The following is a 24,341-nucleotide window of genomic DNA, read 5'->3' on the forward strand; positions in this document are numbered from 1 at the left end:
CTCGCGCGGGGAGGCCCGGGCGGCGTAAGACGCCCGGGAACCCCCAGCCGTTTCCCGCCGTTGGAGCATGCGAAGGCGGGATTGCCAGCCGTCCCGTGCGGCTTCGGGTGACAATGCTGGGGTACCGTCCGAAGAACAGTCTTTTATCAAACTCACTATGGCAGGAGGTACGGAGCGGCATCGCTCCGTGTGGATGGACGTGAAGCGATACTTCCGTGGGCCAGTCATGTGGATCGTGCTGGCCGTCCTTGCCGTGGTCGTGTTGATGCAGGTCGTCGGTTCGGGTGGCGGCTACAAGACAGTGGACACCGGCCAGGTCGTGCAGGCCATCAACGACAACAAGGTCGAGTCGGCCAAGCTCACGACCGGTGACGATCACACCATCAAGGTCGAGCTCAAGGACGGCCAGAAGGTCAAGGGCAGCAGCAAGATCCAGGCGAGTTACATCGGCGACCAGGGCGTCGACATCGCCAAGATGCTGCAGGCCAAGTACGAGGACAAGCAGATCCCCGACGGTTACACCGTCTCGCCGTCGAAGCAGAACCCCTTCGTCGGCATCCTGCTGTCGCTCCTCCCCTTCGTCCTGATCGTCGTCGTCTTCCTGTTCCTGATGAATCAGATGCAGGGCGGCGGCAGCCGGGTCATGAACTTCGGCAAGTCCAAGGCGAAGCTCATCACCAAGGACACCCCCAAGACGACGTTCGCCGACGTCGCCGGTTCGGACGAGGCGGTCGAGGAGCTCCACGAGATCAAGGAGTTCCTCCAGGAGCCCGCCAAGTTCCAGGCGGTCGGCGCCAAGATTCCCAAGGGCGTGCTGCTGTACGGCCCGCCCGGTACGGGCAAGACGCTCCTCGCGCGCGCCGTCGCGGGCGAGGCGGGCGTCCCGTTCTACTCGATCTCCGGTTCCGACTTCGTCGAGATGTTCGTCGGTGTCGGTGCCTCCCGTGTCCGTGACCTCTTCGAGCAGGCCAAGGCGAACGCCCCGGCGATCGTCTTCGTCGACGAGATCGACGCCGTCGGCCGCCACCGCGGCGCCGGCCTCGGCGGCGGTCACGACGAGCGCGAGCAGACGCTCAACCAGCTGCTCGTCGAGATGGACGGCTTCGACGTGAAGGGCGGCGTCATCCTGATCGCCGCCACGAACCGCCCGGACATCCTCGACCCGGCCCTCCTGCGGCCCGGCCGCTTCGACCGGCAGATCGCCGTCGACCGTCCGGACATGCAGGGCCGTCTGGAGATCCTCAAGGTCCACCAGAAGGGCAAGCCGGTCGCCCCGGACGTCGACCTCGCGGCGGTCGCCCGCCGCACCCCGGGCTTCACCGGCGCCGACCTGAGCAACGTGCTGAACGAGGCGGCGCTGCTCACCGCCCGCAGCGACAAGAAGCTCATCGACAACCACATGCTGGACGAGGCCATCGACCGCGTCGTGGCGGGCCCGCAGAAGCGGACCCGGATCATGTCCGACAAGGAGAAGAAGATCACCGCGTACCACGAGGGCGGACACGCCCTGGTCGCGGCGGCTTCCCCGAACTCCGACCCGGTGCACAAGATCACGATCCTGTCCCGCGGCCGTGCCCTCGGCTACACGATGGTCCTCCCGGACGAGGACAAGTACTCCACCACGCGCAACGAGATGCTGGACCAGCTGGCGTACATGCTGGGCGGCCGCGCGGCGGAGGAGCTCGTCTTCCACGACCCGACCACCGGTGCGGCGAACGACATCGAGAAGGCCACCGCCACGGCCCGCGCGATGGTCACGCAGTACGGCATGACCGAGCGGCTCGGCGCGATCAAGTTCGGCGGCGACAACACCGAGCCGTTCCTCGGGCGCGAGATGGCGCACCAGCGGGACTACTCGGAAGAGGTCGCGGCGCTGGTCGACGAAGAGGTCAAGAAGCTCATCGAGACCGCGCACAACGAGGCCTGGGAAATCCTCGTCGAGAACCGCGACGTCCTGGACAACCTGGTCCTCGCGCTGCTCGAGAAGGAGACCCTCGGCAAGGAGGAGATCGCCGAGGTCTTCGCCCCGATCGTCAAGCGCCCGGCCCGCCCGGCCTGGACGGGTTCCACGCGGCGCACGCCGTCGACCCGCCCGCCGGTGCTCTCGCCCAAGGAGCTGTCCCTGACGAACGGTGCGAACGGGGCCTCTCCCGCGGTGACCGCCTCCAGCGGTTCCGGCGGAGAGACCAAGTCCCTCGAGGTGGCCCCGGAGGACCGCCCCGAGAGCTGATCCCGCGCGCCTCAGCAGGCCCGGAATGGATGCCGTGCCCCCCTGGTTCTAGCCTGGGGGGCACGGCTCTTTTCGGCCGTCCGCAAGTACCAGGAACCAGGAACGAGGCATAGATGACCGACCCCGTGACGCTGGCCGGCGAGGGCTCGATCGGCGAGTTCGACGAGAAGCGGGCCGAGAACGCCGTGCGGGAGCTGCTGATCGCGGTCGGCGAGGACCCGGACCGTGAAGGCCTGCGCGACACTCCGGCCCGGGTGGCGCGCGCCTACCGGGAGATACTCTCCGGGCTCCGCCAGGAGCCCGAGGACGTCCTGACGACCACGTTCGACCTGGGCCACGACGAGATGGTCCTGGTGAAGGACATCGAGATCGTCAGCCTCTGCGAGCACCACCTGCTGCCGTTCCACGGCGTGGCGCACGTCGGCTACATCCCCGCGGACTCCGGCAAGATCACGGGTCTGTCGAAGCTGGCCCGGCTCGTCGACGTGTACGCCCGCCGCCCGCAGGTCCAGGAGCGGCTGACCACGCAGATCGCCGACTCCCTGATGCGCATCCTCGAAGCGCGCGGCGCGATCGTCGTCGTGGAGGCCGAGCACATGTGCATGTCGGTACGGGGCATCCGCAAGCCCGGTGCCAAGACCACGACGTCGGCGGTGCGCGGCCAGCTCAGGGACGCGACGACCCGGGCCGAGGCGATGAGCCTGATACTGGCGCGCTGAGGCCGCTGAGAGGCCCGTACACGGCGTAACGGCCCTCCGGAGGAGCGGGAGCTCCTGCGGGGGGCCGCAGGCGTCTGTGGGGCCGGTGAGGCGCTGCGGGGGCGCCGGTGTCACGCCGCCGGGACAGCCTTGGGGGCCGCCGGGGCGGGCGGGGCTCCGCCGGGCCACCGCGACGGTGCTGTCGGGTCAGGCCGCCGGGGCCGCGCCGCCGTGCTCGTCGTCGCCGTTCTCCGGCAGCCTGCACACGCGCTCCAGGAAGAACGCGGCCGCTATCACGCCGATGCCCGCGACCACCGAGAAGGCCGCGTAGTACGCCTGGTCGCGGCGGTCGGGGATGTCGAGGAAACCGAGCAGGAAGACGCCCACGCCGCCGTACATCCCGCACACCAGGGCCGCGACCAGGGCGCTCGCCTGGCCGAAGACCACCGCGCGGGCCGCCATCAGCGGCTCGACGCCCTTGGCTCCGGGCCGCCGCTCGCGCTGGGCCCGCAGCCGGGCGCGCAGCGAGATCGCCGTGGCGAGGAGCACCACGGCGATCACCGCCAGGACGATGGGCGCGGCGAGGGGCACGCGCGGCAGCGTGTCCACGGAGTTCCACAGCCGGGCGCCCGCCCAGGAGAGCACTCCGGCGACGACGAAGAGGCCTGCCAGCGTCCTCACGCGCAGTTGCTTCATTCCGGAGGTCGCCCCTTTTGCCTGTGTCCCGCTGCCGCCTTCTCGGTAGACCCTAACGACTACTCGGGCAGGCGGAGTTCCAGGTCGGGGCGCGGCGTGACGCCTTCGCGGGTGACGTCCTGGAGCAGGTCCGCGACCGGGCCGCGGCCGGTGATCCGTGCCTCCGGCTCCACGTCGTGCCACGGGACGAGCACGAAGGCCCGCTCGTGCGCGCGCGGGTGCGGCAGGGTGAGCGCCGGGTCGTCCGAGACGACGTCGGCGTACGCCACGATGTCCACGTCGAGCGTGCGGGCGCCCCAGCGCTCGTCGCGGACCCGGTGGAAGGCCTCCTCGACGGCCTGCGCGCGCTCCAGGAGCGAGGCCGGGGGGAGGGTGGTCTTCACGACCACCACCGCGTTGAAGTACGACGGCTGCGAGCCGGGCTCGACGCCCCAGGGCTCCGTCTCGTACACGGGGGAGACCGCTTTGACGCGCAGGCCCGGGGTGTCCTCCAGGGCGTCGACGGCGCCCTGGAGGGTCTCCAGGCGGTTGCCCAGGTTCGCGCCGAGGGAGAGCACGGCGCGGTGGGGGTTGGAGAGCGTGGTGTCGGCGGCGTCCACCTGCTCCACCACGGAGGCGGGGACCGGCTGGACGGTGGGGTCGCTGTGGGGGCTCATACGCGGCTCCGGGTGATGGTGACGGTCACGTCGTCGAACGGGACGGTGATCGGGGCGTCCGGCTTGTGCACGGTGACCTCGACCTCCAGGACGCCGTCGTGCTTCAGACAGGCCTGGGCGATGCGCTCGGAGAGCGTCTCGATGAGATTCACCGGCTCGCCCTCCACGACGGCCACGACCTCCTCCGCCACGATGCCGTAGTGCACGGTCTTCGCCAGGTCGTCGTCGGCAGCGGCCGCACGGGTGTCCAGACCCAGGACCAGGTCCACGATGAAGGTCTGGCCCTCCTCGCGTTCCCGCGGAAAGACACCGTGGTGCCCGCGGGCCTTCAGGCCGCGCAGCGCGACACGATCCACGCGAATCACTCCTGACAGTCGTCGGTACGGCCGGTCCCTGCCGAGTGCGGTCGGCACCCCAGCCACATTCGAATCTACCTGCGGGCACCGACAGCGTTCGCCCGCGGGGCCGCCGGAAGGCCCCGCCACCGGCGTCCGCCGGTGCCCCTACCCACTCGGGGCGGGGCCCCACCCCCTCAGGAGGGGCTCTCGTCGTCCTCGTCGTCGCCGGACTCGGCGAGTACGGGTGACGCGTGGTGCGACCACAGCTTCCAGCCGTCGGACGTGCGGCGGAACACGTTCGTGGCGACCACGAGCTGTCCGACGAGCGGGCCGAGCTCGTCGCCTTCGCGGGGCGCCGGGCCGCCGCTGAGGATGTTCTCCGTGCAGCTCACCAGGGCCGTGTCCCCGGCCACGCTGACGCGCACGTCGGTGAGGAAGAACTGGATGTACTCGGTGTTGGCCATGATCAGCGCGTACGACCGCAGGACCTCGCCGCGGCCGGTGAGGACCGGCCAGCCCGGGTGGACGCAGGAGATCGCGGCGCCGTCGTCCGCGTCCTCGCCGAATCCGTCGGCGCCGCCGTCGCGGCTGTCGTCGTCCGTTCCGTCGGGAGCGCCGGGGTCCTCGTCGTCCTCCAGGTCCACGGGGAGGCGGGAGAGGGCGCTGGTCAGGCTCGACGGGCCGCCGCTGCCGGTGCCGTCCGCGAGGTCCGCCGGGTCCAGCCAGAGGTCCGTGACCGCGTCGAAGTCGCCGCGCTCCAGCGCTTCGTAGAAGGCGGTGTTCGCCCTTTCGACCTGCTCGATGTCCGTTCTGGCGCGGGTCACCGAGCGCCCGCCGCTCCGGCCGAGCCCGCGTCCGTCACGGCCTGCGCCACGCGTACCGCGTCCGCCGTCGCGCGTACTTCGTGCACCCGGACCGCCCAGGCGCCCTGGTGGGCGGCGATCGCGGAGACGGCGGCCGTGGCCGCGTCCCGCTCGCGGGCGGGGGGCGGCGAGCCGCCGGGGCCCGCGAGGACCCGGCCGAGGAAGCGCTTGCGGGAGGCCGCGACGAGCACCGGGCGGCCGAGGTCGCGCAGCCGCTCCAGATGGGCCACGAGGGCCAGGTCGTGCTCGGCGTCCTTGGAGAAGCCGAGGCCCGGGTCGACGACGATCCGCTCCGGGGCGATGCCGCCCGCGATCGCGGCCTCCACGCGCGCGTGGATCTCGTCGACGACTTCGGAGACCACGTCCTCGTACACCGGCTTGGCGTGCATGTCCGTGAGGAAGCCGCGCCAGTGCATCACCACGAACGGCGCGCCCGCGGCGGCCACGGAGGGGACCATGTCCGGGTCGGCGAGTCCTCCGGAGACGTCGTTCACGAGCACCGCGCCCGCGGCGAGCGCCTGGCGGGCCACGGTGGCGCGCATGGTGTCCACGGACACCGTGACGCCCTCGGCGGCCAGGTCCCGTACGACGGGCACGACGCGCCGCAGCTCCTCGTCCTCGTCCACGCGGGGGGCGCCCGGACGGGTCGATTCGCCGCCCACGTCGACCAGGTCGGCGCCCTGGGCGACCAGGTCGACGCCGTGCTTGACGGCGGCCGTGGTGTCGAACCAGCGGCCGCCGTCGGAGAAGGAGTCGGGGGTCACGTTCACGACACCCATGACCGCACAGCGGTCCCACTGGGGGAGCCCCTCGACCGATCCCCGCCCGCGCAACGTACTCATGCCTCCAGCCTAGGCCCGGGTGCGCGGGTGTTACGCCGCGCGGACCTCGTGCTGCTCGGCCGAGCGCACCGACTGGTGCGGGCAGGGGCGGGGCCCCGCCGTGCGGCGGCGCAGGAACCGCGGCAGCGCGAGGGTCACGAAGCCCTCCGCCTGCATGGCCGCGAAGCCGATCCGGGGAAGGTCGCGGCTGGAGCGGTAGACCACGAAGCGCGGCTCCCAGCGTGGCTGGAACTTGGCGTTGAACTTGTACAGCGACTCGATCTGGAACCAGCGGGAGAGGAAGACGAGCAGTCCGCGCCAGGCCCGCAGGACCGGCCCCGCGCCCAGCTTCTCGCCGCGCGCGAGGGCGGCGCGGAACATCGCGAAGTTCAGCGACATGCGCGCGATGCCGAGCTGCGGGGCGGCCTGCAGCGCGGCCACGATCAGCAGCTCGTTCATGCCCGGGTCGGCGCTGCGGTCACGGCGCATCAGGTCGAGCGACACGCCGTCCTTGCCCCACGGCACGAAGTGCAGCACGGCCTTCAAGTCGCCGTACGGACCGGGCTGTTCGTCGGTCTTGTGGGCGGTCGCGATCAGACAGTCGCCGTCCGAGGGGTCGCCGATGCGGCCGAGGGCCATGGAGAAGCCGCGCTCGGTGTCGGTGCCCCGCCAGTCGTCGGCGGCCCGCTGGATGCGCTCCAGCTCCTGCTCGCCGAGGTCACGGATGCGCCGTACGCGCGTCTCGTAGCCATTGCGCTCGATCCGCTTGACCATCTGGCGCACGTTGCGCATCGCGCGCCCGGACAGGGAGAAATCCGCGACCTCCACCACCGCCTCGTCACCCAGCTCCAGGGCGTCGAGGCCGGTCTCGCGCGTCCACACCTGGCCGCCCGTCTCGGAGCAGCCCATGACGGCGGGCGTCCAGGAGTGGGCCTTGGCCTCGTCCATGAAGCGCTCGATGGCGCCCGGCCAGGCCTCGACGTCGCCGATGGGGTCACCGGAGGCCAGCATCACGCCCGACACGACGCGGTACGTGACCGCGGCCTTGCCGCTCGGCGAGAACACCACGCCCTTGTCGCGGCGCAGCGCGAAGTGGCCGAGGGAGTCGCGGCCGCCGTGCTTGGCGAGCAGCTCGCGCAGGCGGGTCTCGTCGTCCTCGGTGAGGCGTGCCGCCGGGTGCTCCGGGCGGAAGGCCAGGTAGATGGTGGTGAGGGCGGTGAGCAGGCCCAGGGCGCCGAGGGAGAAGCCGACGGTCCAGGGGGTGCGGCCCGTGTAGTCCACGGGGCCCTCGACGCCGAAGAGGCCGTACAGGACGTGCATCAGGCGCTCGGAGATGCTGGGGTCGCCCACGACCTTGTCCGGGTGCACGCTGACGATCACCAGACCGAGCGCGAGGGACCCGGCGCCGAGCACCACGAAGTTGGCGAGCGCCCGCCAGCGGCTGCGCGGGTCGGGCAGCGCGGCGAACTCCTTGCGGTGCCGGAGCAGCAGCACGAGCAGCGCGATCGGGATCAACACGCCGATGAACGAGTGACGGTATGTGAACTGTGCCACGGCGCCCAGCGGCAGCAGCACCACGGCGGCGCGCCACGCCCGGCGCTTGTTGCGGCGCAGACCGTGCGCGAGGAGCAGGAGCAGCACGCCGCAGCTGAGCGCGAGCGCGGCGGCGAACGGCCCGAACAGACCGGGCAGGACCTCGGCGAACGTGTGCAGACGGCTGTGGCGGAAGCGGGGGAACACCCCCGCCGCCACGTTCAGGAGCCCTACGAGCGTGCAGGCTCTGGCGACCAGGGTGGGGACGGCTTCGGGGCGGGGGCCGCGGAGGATGCGGCGCAGCCCACCCTTACCTTCTGGAACCACACCCGACATTTCCCCATCTATCCTGACAGACATCGCATCCCGTAGTTCCGCGAGAGAGCTTCGATCCGGTGCCAAAACCGGCAACCGGCAATATTGCGCCCTCTAGGACGGTCCTTCGGGGACACGGGTTCACTCCGAACCGGAAAACCAGCTCAAAGCTGGCGGAAAAGGCATGGCAAGGCCGAGGAAAGCCCCGGCCAAACCCGGGCCAGGGCTCTGACCCGAGTCCGGAGCCCGCCCTTCCGGCCCCCGGGAGTGAACAGGCAGAAAGCGCAGGCAGGATCTTCCCATGGGTCTCACGAGCAACAAAGTGCTGGCACTCGCGATCGCGCTGGCCGTGCTGCTGTTCATCGGCACGATCTGGCTGTGGCCGCGGCTCGCACGCCGCAGCTGGCGCGCCATCACCGGGCGCGTCGGGCTGCTCCTCGCCACGCAGGTCGCGGTCTTCGCCTCCATCGGTCTCTACACCAACCAGGCGTTCGGGTTCTACGCCAGTTGGGCGGACCTGCTCGGCCAGGAGACCGAACAGGGCGTCGTCGTGGACCACGACGTGCTCAAGGGCGAGAAGGGCCCGGTCAAGGTGACCGACACCCAGACCGTGGACGTCCCCGGCGGCGAGACGCCCCGTGTCGGCGGCCAGATCCAGAAGGTCCAGGTCCAGGGCCGGAACTCGAAGATCGCCAGCCCTGCGTACGTCTACCTGCCGCCGGAGTACTTCCAGCCGCAGTACAAGCACCGCACCTTCCCCTCGGCCGTCGTCCTGACCGGCTACCCCGGCACCGCCGAGGCGCTCATCAAGGGCCTGCACTACCCGCAGACCGCCCACAAGCAGGTCCGGCAGGGCAAGATGCAGCCGATGATCCTGGTCATGCTCCGGCCGACCGTGGCGCCGCCGCGCGACACCGAGTGCGTGGACATCCCCGGCGGCCCGCAGGCGGAGACCTTCTTCGCCCGCGACCTGCCGGACGCCATCACCCAGCACTACCGCGCGGGCAAGAAGCCCGACTCCTGGGGCATCATCGGCGACTCCACCGGCGGCTACTGCGCGCTGAAGCTCGCGATGCACCACCCCGACGTGTACGGCGCAGGGGCGAGCCTGTCCGGCTACTACAAGGCCGCCCAGGACGTCACCACGGGCAACCTCTTCCACGGGGACAAGGACCTGGAGAACCAGGCCAACCTCATGTGGTACCTCGACCACATGCCGCCCCCGAAGACCTCCCTGCTGCTCAGCAGCAGCAAGAAGGGCGAGGGCAACTACAAGGACACCCTGAAGTTCATCGACAAGGTGAAGCCGCCGACGCGCGTCTCGTCGATGATCCTCGACAGCGGCGGCCACAACTTCAACACGTGGCGGCGGGAGATCCCGGGGTCCCTGGTGTGGATGAGCGAACGCCTTACGGGGGGCTCGGACGTGCGGTAGCCCTCGGGGCCCGTTTGTGGAGGGCTGAAACGGTTGCTCGGCACCCGGGGCCCGCTGCGGGCGGCTGAAAGGGCTGCTCAGCACCCCGGTGCCGCTGCTGGCGGCTGGAAGGGTCGCTCGGCACCTGGGGCCCCTGCGGGCGGCTGAAAGGGCTGCTCAGCGCCCCGGTGCCGAGCGGTCGTTTCAGCCGCCCGTCACCGTAGCCACGCTCTCCAGCTCGACGTCCCCGCGCGCGATGTCCAGCGCGTCCGCCGTCGTCGAGCGCCGCAGCGCCTCGTGCAGCCGCGCCGGCGTCAGCACCCCGAGGAACCGCCCCTCGCTGTGCTCGTCGATGACCGCGATCCACCCCGCGTCGTGCTGGAGCATCGTGGAGAACGCCTGCTTCAGGCTCGCGCCCACCGGCAGCCACGCCTCCATGCGCCGCGCGTGCTCGCGCACCGTACCGGTGCCCCCGCGCGCGTGCTCCGCGGAGATCCAGCCGTGCAGGTTGTTGTCGCCGTCCAGGACGACGGCCCAGCGGGCGTCCAGCTCCCTGGGCAGCGCGTCGTCGAGGTGCACGACCGGCGGCTGCTCCAGGTCGCCCTCCTCGATCGGCGTCACGGAGAGGCGCTTCAGGCCCCGGTCCGCCCCGACGAAGTCCGCGACGTACTCCGTGGCGGGCGCGCCGAGGACGGTCGACGGGGTGTCGAACTGCTCGATGCGGCCGTGCCCGTAGACGGCGATGCGGTCGCCGAGCCGGACGGCCTCCTCGATGTCGTGCGTGACGAACAACACGGTCTTGCGCACGGCCTGCTGGAGGCGGAGGAACTCGTTCTGGAGGCGCTCGCGCACCACCGGGTCGACCGCGCCGAACGGCTCGTCCATCAGGAGCACCGGCGGATCGGCCGCCAACGCCCGCGCCACGCCCACGCGTTGGCGCTGGCCGCCGGAGAGCTGCTCGGGGTAGCGGTCGCCGTACACCGCCGGGTCGAGGCCCACGAGGTCGAGGAGTTCGGCGGCGCGCTCACGGGCCTTGGCGCGCTTGACGCCGAGGAGGTGCGGGACGGTCGCGGTGTTGTCCAGCACCGTCTTGTGCGGGAACAGGCCGACCTGCTGGATGACGTAGCCGATGCGGCGGCGCAGTTGGACCGGGTCGATGTCCGATATGTCGTCACCGTCGAGGAATATCCGGCCGCTGGTGGGCTCGATGAGCCGGTTCACCATCTTCATCGTCGTGGTCTTGCCGCAGCCCGAAGGGCCGACGAGTGTGACCAGTTCACCCTCGTTGACCTCGAAGGACAGGTCGTCGACGGCCGTCGTGCCGTCCGCGTACCGCTTGGTCACATGCTCGAACCGGATCATGAGTCCCCATTGTGGCGCGTGTGCTGAGAGGGCCATGGTGCGCCCGCGTCTGTGAAGGCCGTGTTGCGCCCGCACGACGAGTCTCGGCGATTGTCAGTGCTCGGCGTTAGGGTCGCGGGACAGATGGACGTGTGCGTTTGGGCACGTGTCACGGCCCGTGCGGGGCCCGGGTGGAGGGGCCGCGCACGGTCGGCGCACGCGGCCCGCGCACCGGGTCGGCCTGTGCGGTCGACAGGACACGCGGCACGTGTGCGATGGAGCACACGTCCGATCGGCATGGCTTCGGGGAATCGGGGGAGGCGGGGCGGGTGAGCAAGCGGAACTGTCTCGTGACGAACGACTGGATCTGCGGCGAGTACGTCCGCTCGCGCAGTCAGGAGTTGATCGACGCGACGGTGCAGCACGTCGGCATCACGGCGGCGTCCGTGGCGATAGGCGTGGCGGTGTCGCTGCCGCTCGCCCTGCTCGCGCGGCGCTGGCGCTTCCTCGCCGCGCCGATCCTCGGCGTGACGACGGTGCTGTACTCGATCCCGTCGCTCGCGATGTTCTCGCTGCTGCTCCCGTTCTTCGGTCTGTCCGCGTCGCTCGTGGTCACGGGCCTCGTCCTGTACTCCCTGACGATCCTCGTGCGGAACATCCTCGCGGGCCTGCGCGCGGTCCCCGAGGAGGCGCGGGAGGCCGCCAAGGGCATGGGGTACGGCCCACTGCGGCTGCTGTGGGAGGTCGAACTGCCGCTCGCGCTGCCCTCGCTGCTCGCCGGGGTGCGCATCACCACGGTCTCGACGGTGGCGCTCACCACGGTCGGCGCCATCGTGGACAAGGGCGGTCTGGGCACGATGATCCTCGACGGCCTCGACACCCAGTTCAAGGCCCAGGTGCTCACGGCGTCGGTGCTGTGCGTCCTGCTCGCGCTCGCGGCCGACCTGCTGCTGCTCGCGCTCCAGCGCTGGCTCACCCCGTGGACCCGGGCGCATCGAATACGTACGAGCCGTTTCTCGCGCAAGGCGGACGCGGCCCCCGGTGTGGGCAAGGTGGCTGAGCCCGTATGAACGCGATATCCGGTGCCTATGAGTGGCTGACCACGTCCGCCAACTGGCAGGGCGAGAAGGGGGTGTGGCACCGGCTCGCCGAGCACCTCTACTTCAGCGGGGTCTGCCTCGCCGTGTCGTGCGCCATCGCGCTGCCGATCGCCCTGCTGCTCGGGCACATCGGCAAGGGCGGCGCCCTCGCGGTGAACATCTCGAACGTGGGGCGCGCGGTGCCGACCCTCGCCGTGCTCATCCTGCTCACGCTCACCCCGCTCGGGGAGCACGGGGACGTGCCGACGCTGATCGCCCTGGTCCTGTTCGCCGTGCCACCGCTCCTGACGAACGCCTACGTGGGCATGCGCGAGGTGGACCGCTCGGTGGTCGAGGCAGCGCGCGGCATGGGGATGAGCGGCCGTCAGGTCTTCGGGCGGGTCGAGCTGCCGCTGGCGTACCCCCTGATCATGACGGGGGTGCGGTCGGCCGCGGTGCAGGTCGTCGCCACGGCGACGCTCGCCGCGATGGCGGGCGAGGGCGGCCTGGGCCGGATCATCACGGCCGGGTTCAATCTGCAGAACACGCCGCAGGTGGTCGCGGGCGCCTTCTTGGTGGCGCTGCTGGCCCTGGCGGTGGAGGGTGTGCTCGTCGCGGTGGGGTGGGCCTGCGACCCGATGCGGGGGCGGTCCCGTATGCGTGCCTGAGCGCCTGACGGGGCCTGGGGCCCCCTCTCTTCACACCCGTGGTCTTGAAACTCTCGAATGGTGGTTCACCGATGAACAGCAGAACGCGTCGCGCGCGACGGATGGCAGGGACGGCCGTGGCCGTCGTGACGCTGGGCGCGGGCCTCGCCGCGTGCGGCGGCGACAGCCTGGAGGACGACAAGGACTCGGTCGGCGGCAAGGGCGCGATCGTGGTGGGCTCGGCACGGTTCACCGAGCAGAAGGTGCTCGCCGAGCTGTACGCGGGCGTGCTGCGGGACGCCGGATACGACGCGTCGGTGAAGACGGTGCAGAACCGCGAGGTGTACGAGCCGGAGCTGAAGAAGGGCTCCATCGACGTCGCCCCCGAATACGCGGCCACGCTCACGGAATTCCTGAACCTGAAGAAGAACGGCTCGGACGCCGAGCCGGTCGCGTCCAGTGACCTCGGGGCCACGGTCAGCGAACTGGCCAAGCTGGCGAAGCCGCGCGGCCTCAAGGCGCTTCCGGCGGGCGGCGCGGTCGACCAGAACGCGTTCGCGGTGACCAAGGATTACGCGAAGGAGCACAAGCTCAAGACGCTTTCGGATCTTGGCAAGTCCGGCGAGAAGGTCAGGATCGCCGCCGGTGACGAATGCGAGACGCGGCCGTTCTGCGCCCCCGGCCTGAAGAAGAAGTACGGCATCGACGTCGCCGGAATCGACCCCAAGGGCGTCGGCACCACCCAGTCGAAGCAGGCCGTGAAGAACGGCACGGACCAACTGGTCCTGACGACGACCACGGACGCGACGCTGAAGAACTTCGGCCTCGTGATCCTGGAGGACGACAAGAAGCTCCAGAACGCCGACAACATCCTTCCCGTCGTGAACGAGAAGTCGGCGGGCGACAAGGAGATAGCCGACGCGCTCGGCAAGCTCACCAAGACGCTCACGACGGACGATCTCATCGAACTGAACCGCAAGGTCGACGAGGAGCGCCAGAAGGAAGGCGATGTCGCGAAGGACTATCTGAAGTCCAAGGGCCTGATCGAGAAGTAAGCGCGGAGATCGCGTGCCGGGTTGCGGAATCCGGCCGGAGGCGGTGAAGTGGCCGGTCGGAGAAGAAGTGGCTCGGCGGGGTGGGGAGTTGCGGTGGGGGCACCGGGATTTTGGCGGGCGGGGCACCAGACTTCGCCTACGCGCGGTAAGTTTCTGGCCATGCCACGTGGACGTCACCGCCATTCCCCACCACTGCACAGGCTGCTTCCTCCGTCGGCGGTCGCAGGCTTCTCCCTCGCCGCGGCCGGCGGCGCCTGGCTGTTCGCGGAACCCGTCGTGCTGCGCGGGCTCGCCGCCGCCGCGGCCGCGAGCGCCGTCCTGGGCTCCGTCGTCATGCGCCGCTGGGACCGGGCCGCGGGCAAGCGGGTCGCGGAGCTCGGCCGGGCGCGCGCGAGCGAGGAGTGGCGTTACGAGGAGCGCATAGCGGAGTGCGAGTCCGACCTCGACGAGGCGCGTGAGCTGCGCTCCAAGCTGGAGAACAAGCTGCGCTCCAAGCGGGCGGAGCTGGCCGCGCTGCGCAACGAACACGCCGCGCTGCTGCGCCGGTACGCCACGGCGGAGACCGAGCGGGCCAGTGCCCTCGAAGGGCGGCGGCTGCTCGCCATCGAGGCCACGACGTCCACACGGGCGCTCCCGGCGGGCTCTGCGGAGGACGCCGAGGAAGACACGCCCGAGGCTTCGCTGTACGAGCGGGCCAACGCGGCGCTCGACCGCCTGACGGGGCGGCACGGCGAGGCCGAGGCCGAGATCGAGGTCGAGGTCGAGGTCGAGGCCGTTGAGGACCTCGACGCCTCCGACGCCCCGGAGGCCGAGGCGGACGACAAAGAGCTGAGCGCCCCTGAGGCGGCCGAGGCAGCCGACGAGCCTGAGGCGGCCGACGAGGCCGTGGACGGCCACGAGCGCGCGGCGGGCGCACACCTGCTGGTTCCGGCCGCGGCGGCCGTCGTGCCGCCCGCGCAGGCCCGCAGGACCGCCGGAGAGGGCGGCTTCGACTTCTTCGGCACGAAGGGCGCGGCCCCGGCCGCCCTCGACGCCGTGCAGAACGAGGACCTCGCCGACGTCGTGGGCGAGGAGGCCCTCGCGGTCCACAAGGCGGAGGCCGAGGCCGAGTTCAAGCCGTCGGACGCGACGACCGACGCGGAGCGCGGCGTGGGCCAGGTCATCGACCTGACCGCCCACGACGAGACGGAGCAGATCGACCTGAAGGGCCTCCGCACGGCGCTGCGCGCCTGATGCAGAGGGCCCGGCGAGGGCCGTTGGAGACAGACCCACCCGCAAGCGCTTCGCGTCGGGGCCGGGCCTCGTGAGGCCGGGGAGTTCCGGGTGGGAGGGTGGGAAGCTCCGCCGCGGTAGCGGCGGTGCCGCCCACTCGGCGGCGGCGCTTCGCGTCGGGGCCGGGCCTCGTGAGGCCGGGGAGTTTTGGGTGGGAGGGCGGGAAGCATCCGCCGCGGTAGCGGTGGCGCTGCCCGCGGAGGGCAGGCAGGGTCAGGCCATCCACCGGTCGGGCCGCGCGGCCCGGCGCCCCGTACGGGAGCGCTCCGCCTGCCCCCGCAACAGCTCCGCCGCCTCCCCGGAGGGCCGCAGCCGAGCCGTCACCGTACGGCCCGCCCCGGTGTCCACCTTCACGTCGGCGACGCCCTTGAACCGCTCCCAGGGCCCCTGCACCAGGCGCACGCTCTGCACCTTCGCGTGCGGCACCAGCGAGAGCCGCCGCCGGAGCAGACCGTGCCGCGCGGCGAACACCGCGTCGGTGACGGCGAGCCCGTGTCCCTTCCACCACACCGGGACGCACCACGACGCGCGCGCGGGCGGCCGCGAAAGCTCGTCCGGGCCCGGCACCCGCACCCCCGGCAGGACCTGCGCGATCACCGACTCGGCGAGCGCGCGCGGGGCGACCGGGACGAGCACGCCGTTCGCCGACCCGGCCACGTCCAGCTCGACCCGCACCCAGCCGAACCGGCGCCACAGCAGCGGCTCCACGAGCCGTACGGACTGCACGCGGCCCGGCGGCACCGTCTCGTGCGCCTTGTCGAGCAGCCCGTGGTCCAGGCGCAGACCGTCCGGGGACTCGCCGACCGTCCAGTCGTACTCCCCGACGAAGCGGCCGACGCTGCTGGCGAAGGCGCCGCCGAGCATGGGGAGGCCGGTCACGATGACCGTCCACACGCTGTGCGTCAGGAACCACAGGACGGTCGGGACGACGAGCGTGGCGAGCAGCAGCAGCCAGGGCGCGCCGGTGAGCAGGACGGAGACGGCGAGCATGCGCGGCGGCACGTGCAGCAGCTGCCGCGAGGGCGCCTCGCCGACCTCGTGGGCCGTCTCGGGGGCGAAACCGGCCGCCCGCGCGAGGAGCTCGGCGCGCAGCGCGGTGGCGTCGCGCTCGCCGAGATAGGCCAGTTCGTCCTTCTTGTCCGTGCCGACGACGTCCAGCTTCAGCTTGCTGACGCCGGCGACGCGGGCCACGAGCGGCTGGGTCAGGTCGACGGCCTGGAGCCGGTCGAGCCGGATGTGCGCGGTGCGCCGGAACACCAGGCCCGTACGGATGCGCAGTTCGGTGTCGGTGACGGCGTAGTGCGTGTACCACCAGCTGAGGAAGCCGTACAGGGAGCCGCCGACGACGACCGCCGTGGCGACCAGGGCGAGCGAGGTGGCGGTCATGTCGGCCATGCGGCGCTGGGCGCCGTCCGGGTCGTGGAAGGCCCAGCCCATGAGCACGGCGACGGGCGCCCAGGCCCGCCGCAGCGGTGTCACGGGATGCAGCCGCCGCTCCACCGGGCCGTCCCCGCCGGCCTGCGGCTCGGGCGCGGCCTCCGCGCGCGGCCCGGCGGCCGGCTCCCCGGTCACAGCCCCGCCGATCGGGCCTCGCCGAGCTCGGTGAGGCGGTCGCGGAGGCGCTCGGCCTCCTGGGGCTCCAAGCCGGGGATGCGCGCGTCCGTGGCGGCCGCCGCGGTGTGCAGCTGGACACCCGCCAGGCCGAAGTAGCGCTCCACGGGCCCCGAGGTCACCTCGACGAGCTGCATGCGGCCGTACGGCACGACCGTCTCCTCGCGCCACAGCACGCCGCGGCTGATGAGCAGGTCGTCGACCCGCTCCGCGTACCGCCAGGAGCGCCAGTTGCGCTCCAGGAGGACCCAGCCCCAGGCCGCGAGGGCGAGCGGAAGGGCCGCGAGGACGGCCCAGACGGGTCCGGCGAACAGGCCGAGCAGCACCCCGAGCGCCACCGCGATCGGCACCAGCCACACCACGAGCAGCATCCGGCGCATCTTCAGCAGCCCGCGCGGCAGCCCGGTCCACACCGGCTCGCCCGCGTCCGCGCCGGGCGCCGTCCCCGGCGCCCCCGTCCCCGTCTCCATGCCCCCAGCCTACGTACGGCATCTGACAGTGGCGTGGCCGCGCCCGTGCGTCAGACTGTGCGCATGAGCCCCACGACGGAGCACGGGAAGACGCGGACAGTGGCGGGTACGGAGCTGACCGAGACGACGGTCGGGGTCGGCGGTGCCGCCGAGAGCACGGACATGGTGCTGAACATCGGGCCGCAGCACCCGTCCACCCACGGCGTGCTGCGCCTGCGCCTCGTCCTGGACGGCGAGCGCATCCAGCACGCGGAGCCGGTCATCGGCTATATGCACCGGGGCGCGGAGAAGCTCTTCGAGGCGCGCGACTACCGGCAGATCGTGATGCTGGCCAACCGCCACGACTGGCTGTCGGCGTTCTCGAACGAGCTGGGCGTGGTGCTCGCCGTGGAGCGGATGCTCGGCATGGAGGTGCCCGAGCGCGCGGTGTGGACGCGCACGCTGCTCGCCGAGCTGAACCGCGTGCTGAACCACCTGATGTTCCTCGGCTCGTACCCGCTGGAGCTGGGCGGCATCACCCCGGTCTTCTACGCCTTCCGGGAGCGCGAGGAGCTCCAGAACGTCATGGAGGAGATCTCCGGCGGCCGGATGCACTACATGTTCAACCGGGTCGGCGGCCTCAAGGAGGACCTGCCCGCGGGCTGGACCGCCCGCGCGCGGGCGGCCGTCGCCTCGGTGCGTTCCCGCATGGACGTGTACGACCGTCTGGTGCTCGGCAACGAGATCTTCCGGGGACGCACGCGCGGCGTGGGCGTGCTCTCCGAAGAGGCGGTGCATGCCTACGGGGTGAGCGGTCCCATCGCCCGTGCCTCCGGAGTGGACTTCGATCTGCGCCGCGACGAGCCGTATCTGGCGTACGGCGAGCTGGGTGACGTCCTGAAGGTGGTGACCCGCGAGGAGGGCGACTGTCTGGCGCGCTTCGAGTGCCTCCTGGAGCAGACGCACAACGCCCTCGACCTCGCGGATGCCTGTCTGGACCGGATCGCCGACCTCCCCCAGGGGCCCATCAACCAGCGTCTGCCGAAGGTGCTCAAGGCCCCCGAGGGCCACACGTACGCGTGGACGGAGAACCCGCTCGGCATCAACGGCTACTACCTGGTGTCCAAGGGCGAGAAGACCCCGTACCGCCTCAAGCTCCGCTCGGCGTCGTACAACAACATCCAGGCGCTCACCGAGCTCTTGCCGGGACAGCTGGTCGCCGACATGGTGGCGATCCTGGGGTCACTGTTCTTCGTGGTCGGCGACATCGACAAGTAGCGGGTCCGGGATCCCCACCGGCTGCGTCAGCCAGCCGAAGTCCCCGAGCCCGCCCCGCGCGGTCAGCTCCGCCGCCTCGCCCGCGCGCGTGAGGGCGCGTACGTACGCGGCCGGATCGGCGGAGGCCAGGGCCAGCGGCGGGCGGCCGCCGCGCACCCCCAGGGCGGCGAGCGCGGCCCGCTGGGTGAGCAGCCGTCCGCCGGGCAGGGCGCAGGCGTCGAGCGCCACGTGGGCGGTGATGTCGCAGCCCCCGTCCGGCACGGGCACCGTCTCGCGGCCCTCGCGGAAGCCCGTCAGCGTCCCGAAGGGCGGCCGCGCGTCCCGGGTGTGGGCGTAGTCGACGGCGACCGCGAGGCCGCGGTCCAGCGTCGCGACGGCCGCCGCCCAGGCCGCGTCCCTGGGGCGGCCGATCTCCGCCCGCAGGCCGGGCTCGGGGCCCAGGGGCCACCACCGGGCGAGCCAGTCGGCGTCGGGGCCCGCCAGGGGGCCGCCGAGCTCCTCGGCGCCGTCCTCGTGGACGAGGACCTGGCGCACCGAGCCGTCGGGGGCGGTCTCCGCGACGTCCAGGGGGACGTTGTCGAGCCACTCGTTGGCGAAGAGCAGGCCGCTCGTCCCGGCGGGCGGGGCGGCACACCACCGCACGCGCGGATCGAGGCCTTCGGGGCGTGCGGCGCGTTCCACCGCGTACGCGCGCGTGCGGGCCGCCACGTCGGCGGGCAGCTCCGCGAGGACGCCCGTCGTCAGCTCGCCGCGGCCCGCGCCCACGTCCACGAACGCCAGCTCCCGGGGGTGCCCGAGCGCGGCGTCCACGCGGCGCAGGAGCCGGGCCACCGCGGCCGCGTACAGGGGCGAGGCGTGCACGGAGGTGCGGAAGTGCCCCGCGGGGCCCTCGGGCCTGCGGTAGAAGCCGTACGGCCCGTACAGGGCCTCCTCGGTGGCCTCCCGCCAGCCCCGCGCGGGGTGTCCTGCCGCTCGCTGTGCCTCGTGCGTCACAGCGAGAAGGCTATGCGGCCTCCACCTTGGGGAGTACGAGACGGCCGTACGGATCGCACCTCGGGTTGACCCGGGGGCCCGGACCGGTTGCCTACGCTGGGTTACGTGCAGCGCCTCTATGACTTTCTCCGCAGACACCCGACGGGGGTCGACGCCTTCTGGGCGTTCGTTCTCCTCGGTCTCTCCGGGCTGAGCGTGGTGGCCGTCGCCGACTCGGATGGCCACGACCCCACGTTGGTGGTGATCCCGGTCGTCATCGGCCTGTGCCTGGTGGTGGCGCTGCGCCGCCGGTTCACGGAGCACATGCTGGTGCTCGCCGCGGTGATCGGCCTCGTGCAGATGGCCGGCGACGTGCGGCCGAACATGGCGAACTTCGCGATGCTCGTGATCATCTACACGGCGGCCGCCGACGGCCCCAAGTGGGCCTCGCGGTTCGCCCTCACCGGCGGCCTCGCGGCCGCGCCGCTGTCACAGCTGCGCTGGCCGGAGACATCGGCCGGAATGTGGGGCAAGGTGCTCTACACCGTCTTCATGATCGTTCCGTTCGCCCTCGCCTGGGTGCTCGGTGACTCGATCCGCACCCGCCGCGCCTACCTCGCGCAGCTGGAGGAGCGCGCCGCCCGCCTGGAGAAGGAGCGCGAGGCGCAGGCCAAGGTCGCGGTCGCGGCCGAGCGCGCCCGCATCGCCCGCGAGCTGCACGACGTCGTCGCGCACAACGTGTCGGTGATGGTCGTCCAGGCCGACGGCGCGGCATACGTCCTGGACGCGGCGCCCGACCAGGCCAAGCAGGCCCTCGCGACGATCTCCGGCACCGGCCGCCAGGCGCTCGCGGAGATGCGCAGGCTCCTCGGCGTGCTGCGCACCGGTGAGCACGAGGAGAGCGGGGAGTACGTCCCGCAGCCGGACGTCGAGCAGCTCGACGAGCTCATCGAGCAGGTGCGCGGCGCCGGTCTGCCCGTCGACTTCAAGGTCGAGGGCACCCCGCGCCCGCTGCCCAGCGGCGTGGAGCTGACCGCGTACCGCATCGTGCAGGAGGCCCTCACCAACACCCGCAAGCACGGCGGTGAGAACGCCGGGGCCAGCGTCCGGCTCGTCTACTTCGACGACGGCCTCGGGCTGCTCGTGGAGGACGACGGCAAGGGCGCCCCGCACGAGCTGTACGAGGACGGCGGCGCGGACGGCAGCGGCCACGGCCTGATCGGCATGCGCGAGCGCGTCGGCATGGTCGGCGGCACCCTGGACGCGGGCCCGCGTCCGGGCGGCGGATTCCGCATCAGCGCGCTGCTGCCGCTCAAACCCGCACACTGACACCTGTCACCGGCGCATCGGGACCGGGCGTCCCGGTGCACCGCCACCGCGCGTCCGTGGTTGACTCCGCCCGTGGGGTGCTGCTTCGGCCCGCTCCCGCCCGTTCCGCCGATGTCCTTGCCGCCGATCCACCCTGAAGGGACCGTGTGATGTCCATCCGCGTGATGCTCGTCGACGACCAGGTGCTGCTGCGCACCGGATTCCGGATGGTGCTCGCCGCCCAGCCGGACATGGAGGTCGTCGCCGAGGCGGGCGACGGCGTGGAGGCCCTGCAGGTGCTGCGGGCCACGGCGGTCGACGTGGTCCTGATGGACGTGCGCATGCCGAAGCTGGACGGCGTGGAGACGACGCGCCGCATCTGCTCCGAGGCCAACCCCCCGAAGGTGCTGATCCTGACGACCTTCGACCTCGACGAGTACGCCTTCTCGGGTCTGAAGGCGGGCGCGTCCGGGTTCATGCTCAAGGACGTGCCGCCCGGGGAGCTGCTCGCCGCGATCCGGGCCGTGCACAGCGGTGACGCGGTGGTCGCGCCGTCCACGACGCGGCGGCTGCTCGACCGGTTCGCGCCGATGCTGCCGGGCACGGCGGGGCAGCCGCAGCACAAGGGCCTCGAGCGGCTCACCGAGCGCGAGCGCGAGGTCATGGTGCTCGTCGCCCAGGGCCTGTCGAACGGCGAGATCGCGGCCCGCCTCGTGCTGTCCGAGGCGACGGTGAAGACCCACGTGGGCCGCATCCTGACCAAGCTGGGGCTGCGGGACCGGGTCCAGGTGGTGGTGCTCGCCTACGAGACGGGCCTGGTGCGCGCGGGCGGCGGCGGGGGCTGACCCCCTGGGGCCCCGGGCGGGCCCCAGGCACGGCCTACCGGAGCACGCCCTCGATGAACTCGCTGCCGAGCCGCGAGACCACGCCCAGGTCCAGCTGGTGCTGCACGTACCTGCCGCGGCGGCGGGTGGTGATCAGCTCGGCCTTCTTCAGGACGCTGAGGTGCCGGGATATCTCCGGGGCCGTCATGCCGTGGGCGTCCGCAAGCTCACCCGTGGTGTACGCCCCGCGGGCCAGGTGGCGGCACAGGCGCATCCGCACCGGGTGCGAGAGCGCGGCCATGCGGCGGGTGAGCTGCTCCACGGAGGCGGGCTCGGTCAGGCCGGGGGACCTGATGGGGTAGGTGATCGAGGACTGCCAGCCATAGCGGTGCAGGACCATCACGTGCGGCCAGCCGAGGCTGGTCGGCACCAGGACGAGGCCGCCCTCGGCCGTCCTGGTGTGGCCCGAGGCCATCTTGTCGACGGTGATCCGCCGGGCCTCCTCGTCCAGGGTCACCGCCCCGGACATCGCCTTCAGGGCCTCCCCGAGGCCCTTGCGGCGCAGCAGCTCGGTCTTGTGCCGGGCGTCCGCCGCGAGCTGGTGGCTCAGCCGGGCCCAGGTGTCCGAGAAGAACGCCTCGTCGCAGTCCTGCATCAGCTGGCGGAACCAGGCGCGCACGGCGGGCGGGTCGTCCAGGAGGCGCTCGGTGAACGCCACTTGGTGCTCGCCCCGGGCGGCGGCCAGCTCCAGGGCGTGGCGGCGCATCTTCGGGTCGTTCAGCGGGTCCGTCACGCGGTTCTGGTCGTAGGCGAGCTGGCAGGTGAACTCCAGGGCGGCGTCCACGAACTGCTCGTCCGTCAGCTTGTCCAGCTGGTCGAGCTCCTCGGCGAGCGTGGCACCGGGCAGCGCCCGCTTGCCGGGGATGCCCGCGAACGGCGCGAAGACGTCCGAGAACGTCGTCCGCCACAGGAAGTCCGCCTCGCACAGGCGGTCCGCGAGGCTCTGGTCCAGACGCGCGTTGACCGCCGTCGCCCAGCCCTGCAGCCCCGGGTGGTGACCGGGCTCGGACAGGGCGTGCAGCGCCATGCCGAGCTCGGCGAGGGGCGAGGGCACGACATGGACCCGCTCCGGCGCCAGGCCGGTGATGTCGATGCTCACGCTCATGGTCCCCATGGTGCACCGGGCCACTGACATCGCCGCCGCCGATTGACGACTGACGTCAATCGACGGGACCTGGCCGCCCGGCCTGGCGCAGGCTTGTGTCATCGACGGGGCGCCGATGTCGCCGCCCCGCCCCGACGGTGCCGCTCTCCCGGCCCGGCCCGGCTCGTTCCCCTCCTCCTGGCCCTCTCTCCGCTTCCCGCTCACCGGTCCTCGGGGCCCTGCCCCGGACGTCCGACGGGTTCCGCTTCCTCCGCGCCGCCCGTTAAGTACCATTTGACATGAAAGGTCGTACGTCATGAGCGTCACCCAGCAGTTCCTGCTCGACAGCTACCGCGCCGCCCAGCACGGCGAGGCCGCGCCGCCCGCGCCCGGTGCCCACGACTGGCAGGTCGTGCGCGAGGTGCGCGACTACGGGCGGTTCCACGCCGTGGTCCACGAACGCCCCGCGCACGGACGCCTGCGGGCCGCCCTCCGCCGGGCCCTGCACGGCCTCAGGGGAGGCGCCGTACGAAGTCCGCGACCGCTTCCCTGACGTCGTCGGCCGTCCACGCCAGTCCCGGCCCGGCCACGGTGACCTCCGTGACGGACAGGCCCGGCGGGCCGTCCGGGAACCAGCGCCAGAACAGCAGGGTCTTCGTCTCCTCGGCCTGCGCGAGGGCCGCCTCGTTCAGCACGTCGGGCGGGTACGGCAGCCACACCTGGAACTGATGGGTGTGCGGCGGCTGCGGGTGCACGCGCGACCACGGCACCCCGGAGGCCTCGAAGGCCCCGCGCAGCGCGTCGGCGACCACGCGCGCGTGGGCGACGTACTCCGGCAGGCGCGGCAGGACGTTCCGCAGGCCGAGCAGCGCCGACAGGGCGGTCGGGAACTGCTGGAAACCGAGCCCTCCGTAGCGGTGCCGCCAGGCCCGTGCCTCCTCGACGAGCGTCTGCGGGCCGGCGAGCGCGGCGCCCGCGATGCCCTCCAGGGACTTGTAGAACGACACGTACACGCTGTCCGCGAGCCCGGCGATCTCGTCCAGGGGGCGGCCGAAGTGCGGCGCGCACTCCCACAGCCGGGCGCCGTCGAAGTGGACCACGGCGTCCCGCTCGCGTGCCGCGGCCACCACCTCCTGGAGCTCGTCCCACGTGGGCAGCAGGAAACCGGGCTCCCTGAGGGGCAGTTCGAGCATCAGCGTGCCGAAGGGCTCCTCGAAGTCCCGCACCTCCTCGGCCGTGGGCGGGCGCGGGGCGTCCGTGGGGTGTGCCGTGCGCAGACCGCTCACCGTGACCAGGGCGTCCCGTTCGTGGACCTCCGGGTGGGAGCGCGGGTGCAGCGCCACGGTCGCGTTGCCGGTGCGGCCCGCCCAGCAGCGCAGCGCCACCTGCTGCGCCATCGTGCCCGTCGGGAAGAACGCGGCGGCCTCCTTGCCGAGCAGCCGCGCGACCTCGTCCTCCAGGTCCTCGACCACGCCGTCGCCGTAGAGGTCGGCGGGCCCTTGCAGGTCCGCGACGTCCGCCGCGCCCGCGGCGAGGGCGGCGAGGTGCTCGCCGAGCGGAACGGTCACCGGGGGGCGGGCGAGGAGCCGCCGCGCGCCCCGGGCCGCCGCGATGCGCCGCTCCCGCTCGTCGGGTTCGCCCCGGCCTTCGGGCCCGGCCGCCCCGGGGTCCTCCTGCGGGGTCTCCGGCCCGGCCGCCCGGGGGCTCTCCGGCCCGGCCGCCGGAGGGCTCTCCTGCGGAGTGGGCGCGTCGTCCTGCGCGTCGTGTGCGGTCATCCACAGATCATCCCGCGCGGTC

Annotated in this window: 23 protein-coding genes; 11 read left to right on the top strand and 12 right to left on the bottom strand. The window is 72.2% G+C overall.

The genetic code is table 11. The annotated features are described in order from the left end of the window. Positions 1 to 193 precede the first annotated feature (193 nt). Together ftsH and folE are read left to right on the top strand one after the other, a co-directional pair. A complete protein-coding gene (gene ftsH / locus C9F11_RS23290; protein ID WP_138961097.1) occupies positions 194 to 2,230 on the top strand; it encodes an ATP-dependent zinc metalloprotease FtsH in 2,037 nt (678 codons plus the stop codon). A 113-nt stretch (positions 2,231 to 2,343) separates the two neighbouring features. After that, positions 2,344 to 2,949: a GTP cyclohydrolase I FolE gene (folE, locus tag C9F11_RS23295; protein WP_138961098.1), complete on the top strand. Its 606-nt coding sequence runs from the start codon at positions 2,344 to 2,346 to the stop codon at positions 2,947 to 2,949. Between the two features lie 186 nt (positions 2,950 to 3,135). Here folE and C9F11_RS23300 read toward each other — a convergent pair whose 3' ends face one another. The 6 genes from C9F11_RS23300 to C9F11_RS23325 form a co-directional block, all read right to left on the bottom strand. Beyond that, positions 3,136 to 3,624, bottom strand: a complete 489-nt coding sequence (locus C9F11_RS23300; protein WP_138961099.1) for a DUF3180 domain-containing protein — start codon at positions 3,622 to 3,624, stop codon at positions 3,136 to 3,138. Between the two features lie 59 nt (positions 3,625 to 3,683). Next, the gene (gene folK / locus C9F11_RS23305; RefSeq protein ID WP_138961100.1) at positions 3,684 to 4,280 is read right to left on the bottom strand and encodes a 2-amino-4-hydroxy-6-hydroxymethyldihydropteridine diphosphokinase; all 597 of its coding nucleotides are present in this window, start codon (positions 4,278 to 4,280) and stop codon (positions 3,684 to 3,686) included. Further along, positions 4,277 to 4,636, bottom strand: a complete 360-nt coding sequence (folB, locus tag C9F11_RS23310) for a dihydroneopterin aldolase (RefSeq protein WP_138961101.1) — start codon at positions 4,634 to 4,636, stop codon at positions 4,277 to 4,279. Before folB ends, folK begins: the two co-directional genes overlap by 4 nt. 176 nt (positions 4,637 to 4,812) lie before the next feature. Then, positions 4,813 to 5,442, bottom strand: a complete 630-nt coding sequence (locus C9F11_RS23315) for a nuclear transport factor 2 family protein (protein WP_249401851.1) — start codon at positions 5,440 to 5,442, stop codon at positions 4,813 to 4,815. After that, positions 5,439 to 6,323 (bottom strand): dihydropteroate synthase, encoded by an 885-nt coding sequence (gene folP, locus C9F11_RS23320; RefSeq protein ID WP_138961102.1) that lies wholly within the window; start codon positions 6,321 to 6,323, stop codon positions 5,439 to 5,441. The genes C9F11_RS23315 and folP overlap by 4 nt, the downstream gene beginning before the upstream one ends. Positions 6,324 to 6,353: 30 nt before the next feature. Further along, positions 6,354 to 8,171, bottom strand: a complete 1,818-nt coding sequence (locus C9F11_RS23325; RefSeq protein WP_138961103.1) for a phosphatidylglycerol lysyltransferase domain-containing protein — start codon at positions 8,169 to 8,171, stop codon at positions 6,354 to 6,356. Positions 8,172 to 8,451: 280 nt separating this feature from the next. Between C9F11_RS23325 and C9F11_RS23330 the strand changes: the two genes are divergently transcribed. Continuing rightward, positions 8,452 to 9,585 (top strand): alpha/beta hydrolase-fold protein, encoded by a 1,134-nt coding sequence (locus tag C9F11_RS23330; protein WP_138961104.1) that lies wholly within the window; start codon positions 8,452 to 8,454, stop codon positions 9,583 to 9,585. Positions 9,586 to 9,768: 183 nt separating this feature from the next. Here C9F11_RS23330 and C9F11_RS23335 read toward each other — a convergent pair whose 3' ends face one another. Next, the gene (locus C9F11_RS23335; protein ID WP_138961105.1) at positions 9,769 to 10,926 is read right to left on the bottom strand and encodes a betaine/proline/choline family ABC transporter ATP-binding protein; all 1,158 of its coding nucleotides are present in this window, start codon (positions 10,924 to 10,926) and stop codon (positions 9,769 to 9,771) included. A gap of 308 nt (positions 10,927 to 11,234) precedes the next feature. Here C9F11_RS23335 and C9F11_RS23340 point away from each other — a divergent pair, with 308 nt between their 5' ends. The 4 genes from C9F11_RS23340 to C9F11_RS23355 all read left to right on the top strand — a co-directional run bounded on the left by C9F11_RS23340 (position 11,235) and on the right by C9F11_RS23355 (position 14,919). Next, positions 11,235 to 11,975, top strand: a complete 741-nt coding sequence (locus C9F11_RS23340) for an ABC transporter permease (protein WP_138961106.1) — start codon at positions 11,235 to 11,237, stop codon at positions 11,973 to 11,975. Next, the gene (locus C9F11_RS23345; RefSeq protein WP_138961108.1) at positions 11,972 to 12,652 is read left to right on the top strand and encodes an ABC transporter permease; all 681 of its coding nucleotides are present in this window, start codon (positions 11,972 to 11,974) and stop codon (positions 12,650 to 12,652) included. Before C9F11_RS23340 ends, C9F11_RS23345 begins: the two co-directional genes overlap by 4 nt. Positions 12,653 to 12,723: 71 nt before the next feature. Further along, positions 12,724 to 13,686, top strand: coding sequence for an ABC transporter substrate-binding protein (locus C9F11_RS23350; protein WP_138961109.1), 963 nt, complete (start codon positions 12,724 to 12,726; stop codon positions 13,684 to 13,686). A gap of 159 nt (positions 13,687 to 13,845) precedes the next feature. Continuing rightward, the gene (locus C9F11_RS23355) at positions 13,846 to 14,919 is read left to right on the top strand and encodes a hypothetical protein (RefSeq protein WP_138961110.1); all 1,074 of its coding nucleotides are present in this window, start codon (positions 13,846 to 13,848) and stop codon (positions 14,917 to 14,919) included. A 252-nt stretch (positions 14,920 to 15,171) separates the two neighbouring features. Here the strand turns inward: C9F11_RS23355 and C9F11_RS23360 are convergent, their stop codons facing one another. Both C9F11_RS23360 and C9F11_RS23365 read right to left on the bottom strand, forming a co-directional pair. After that, entirely contained in the window at positions 15,172 to 16,458 is a 1,287-nt protein-coding gene (locus C9F11_RS23360; RefSeq protein WP_249402217.1) for a PH domain-containing protein, read from the bottom strand. 68 nt (positions 16,459 to 16,526) lie between these two features. Further along, the gene (locus tag C9F11_RS23365) at positions 16,527 to 17,039 is read right to left on the bottom strand and encodes a PH domain-containing protein (protein ID WP_138961111.1); all 513 of its coding nucleotides are present in this window, start codon (positions 17,037 to 17,039) and stop codon (positions 16,527 to 16,529) included. Between the two features lie 114 nt (positions 17,040 to 17,153). Between C9F11_RS23365 and C9F11_RS23370 the strand changes: the two genes are divergently transcribed. Beyond that, on the top strand, positions 17,154 to 18,296 hold the full coding sequence (locus C9F11_RS23370) for an NADH-quinone oxidoreductase subunit D (protein WP_138966889.1): 1,143 nt from the start codon (positions 17,154 to 17,156) through the stop codon (positions 18,294 to 18,296). On the opposite strand, the gene C9F11_RS23375 is transcribed toward C9F11_RS23370, so the two are convergent. Then, entirely contained in the window at positions 18,261 to 19,289 is a 1,029-nt protein-coding gene (locus C9F11_RS23375; protein WP_138961112.1) for an SAM-dependent methyltransferase, read from the bottom strand. The two genes, C9F11_RS23370 and C9F11_RS23375, sit on opposite strands and share 36 nt — an antisense overlap. A 105-nt stretch (positions 19,290 to 19,394) precedes the next feature. On the opposite strand from C9F11_RS23375, the gene C9F11_RS23380 reads away from it, so the two are divergent. Then, on the top strand, positions 19,395 to 20,597 hold the full coding sequence (locus C9F11_RS23380) for a sensor histidine kinase (RefSeq protein ID WP_138961113.1): 1,203 nt from the start codon (positions 19,395 to 19,397) through the stop codon (positions 20,595 to 20,597). Positions 20,598 to 20,746: 149 nt separating this feature from the next. Then, positions 20,747 to 21,421, top strand: a complete 675-nt coding sequence (locus tag C9F11_RS23385; protein ID WP_138961114.1) for a response regulator transcription factor — start codon at positions 20,747 to 20,749, stop codon at positions 21,419 to 21,421. 34 nt (positions 21,422 to 21,455) lie between these two features. Here C9F11_RS23385 and C9F11_RS23390 read toward each other — a convergent pair whose 3' ends face one another. Further along, positions 21,456 to 22,565, bottom strand: a complete 1,110-nt coding sequence (locus C9F11_RS23390) for a DUF5937 family protein (RefSeq protein WP_138961115.1) — start codon at positions 22,563 to 22,565, stop codon at positions 21,456 to 21,458. A gap of 295 nt (positions 22,566 to 22,860) precedes the next feature. Here C9F11_RS23390 and C9F11_RS23395 point away from each other — a divergent pair, with 295 nt between their 5' ends. Beyond that, a complete protein-coding gene (locus C9F11_RS23395; RefSeq protein ID WP_138961116.1) occupies positions 22,861 to 23,097 on the top strand; it encodes a hypothetical protein in 237 nt (78 codons plus the stop codon). On the opposite strand, the gene C9F11_RS23400 is transcribed toward C9F11_RS23395, so the two are convergent. Continuing rightward, on the bottom strand, positions 23,057 to 24,319 hold the full coding sequence (locus tag C9F11_RS23400) for a beta-eliminating lyase-related protein (protein ID WP_138961117.1): 1,263 nt from the start codon (positions 24,317 to 24,319) through the stop codon (positions 23,057 to 23,059). The genes C9F11_RS23395 and C9F11_RS23400 overlap by 41 nt on opposite strands. Between the last annotated feature and the right edge of the window lie 22 nt (positions 24,320 to 24,341).

It is taken from the genome of Streptomyces sp. YIM 121038, assembly GCF_006088715.1.
GTDB lineage: Bacteria > Actinomycetota > Actinomycetes > Streptomycetales > Streptomycetaceae > Streptomyces.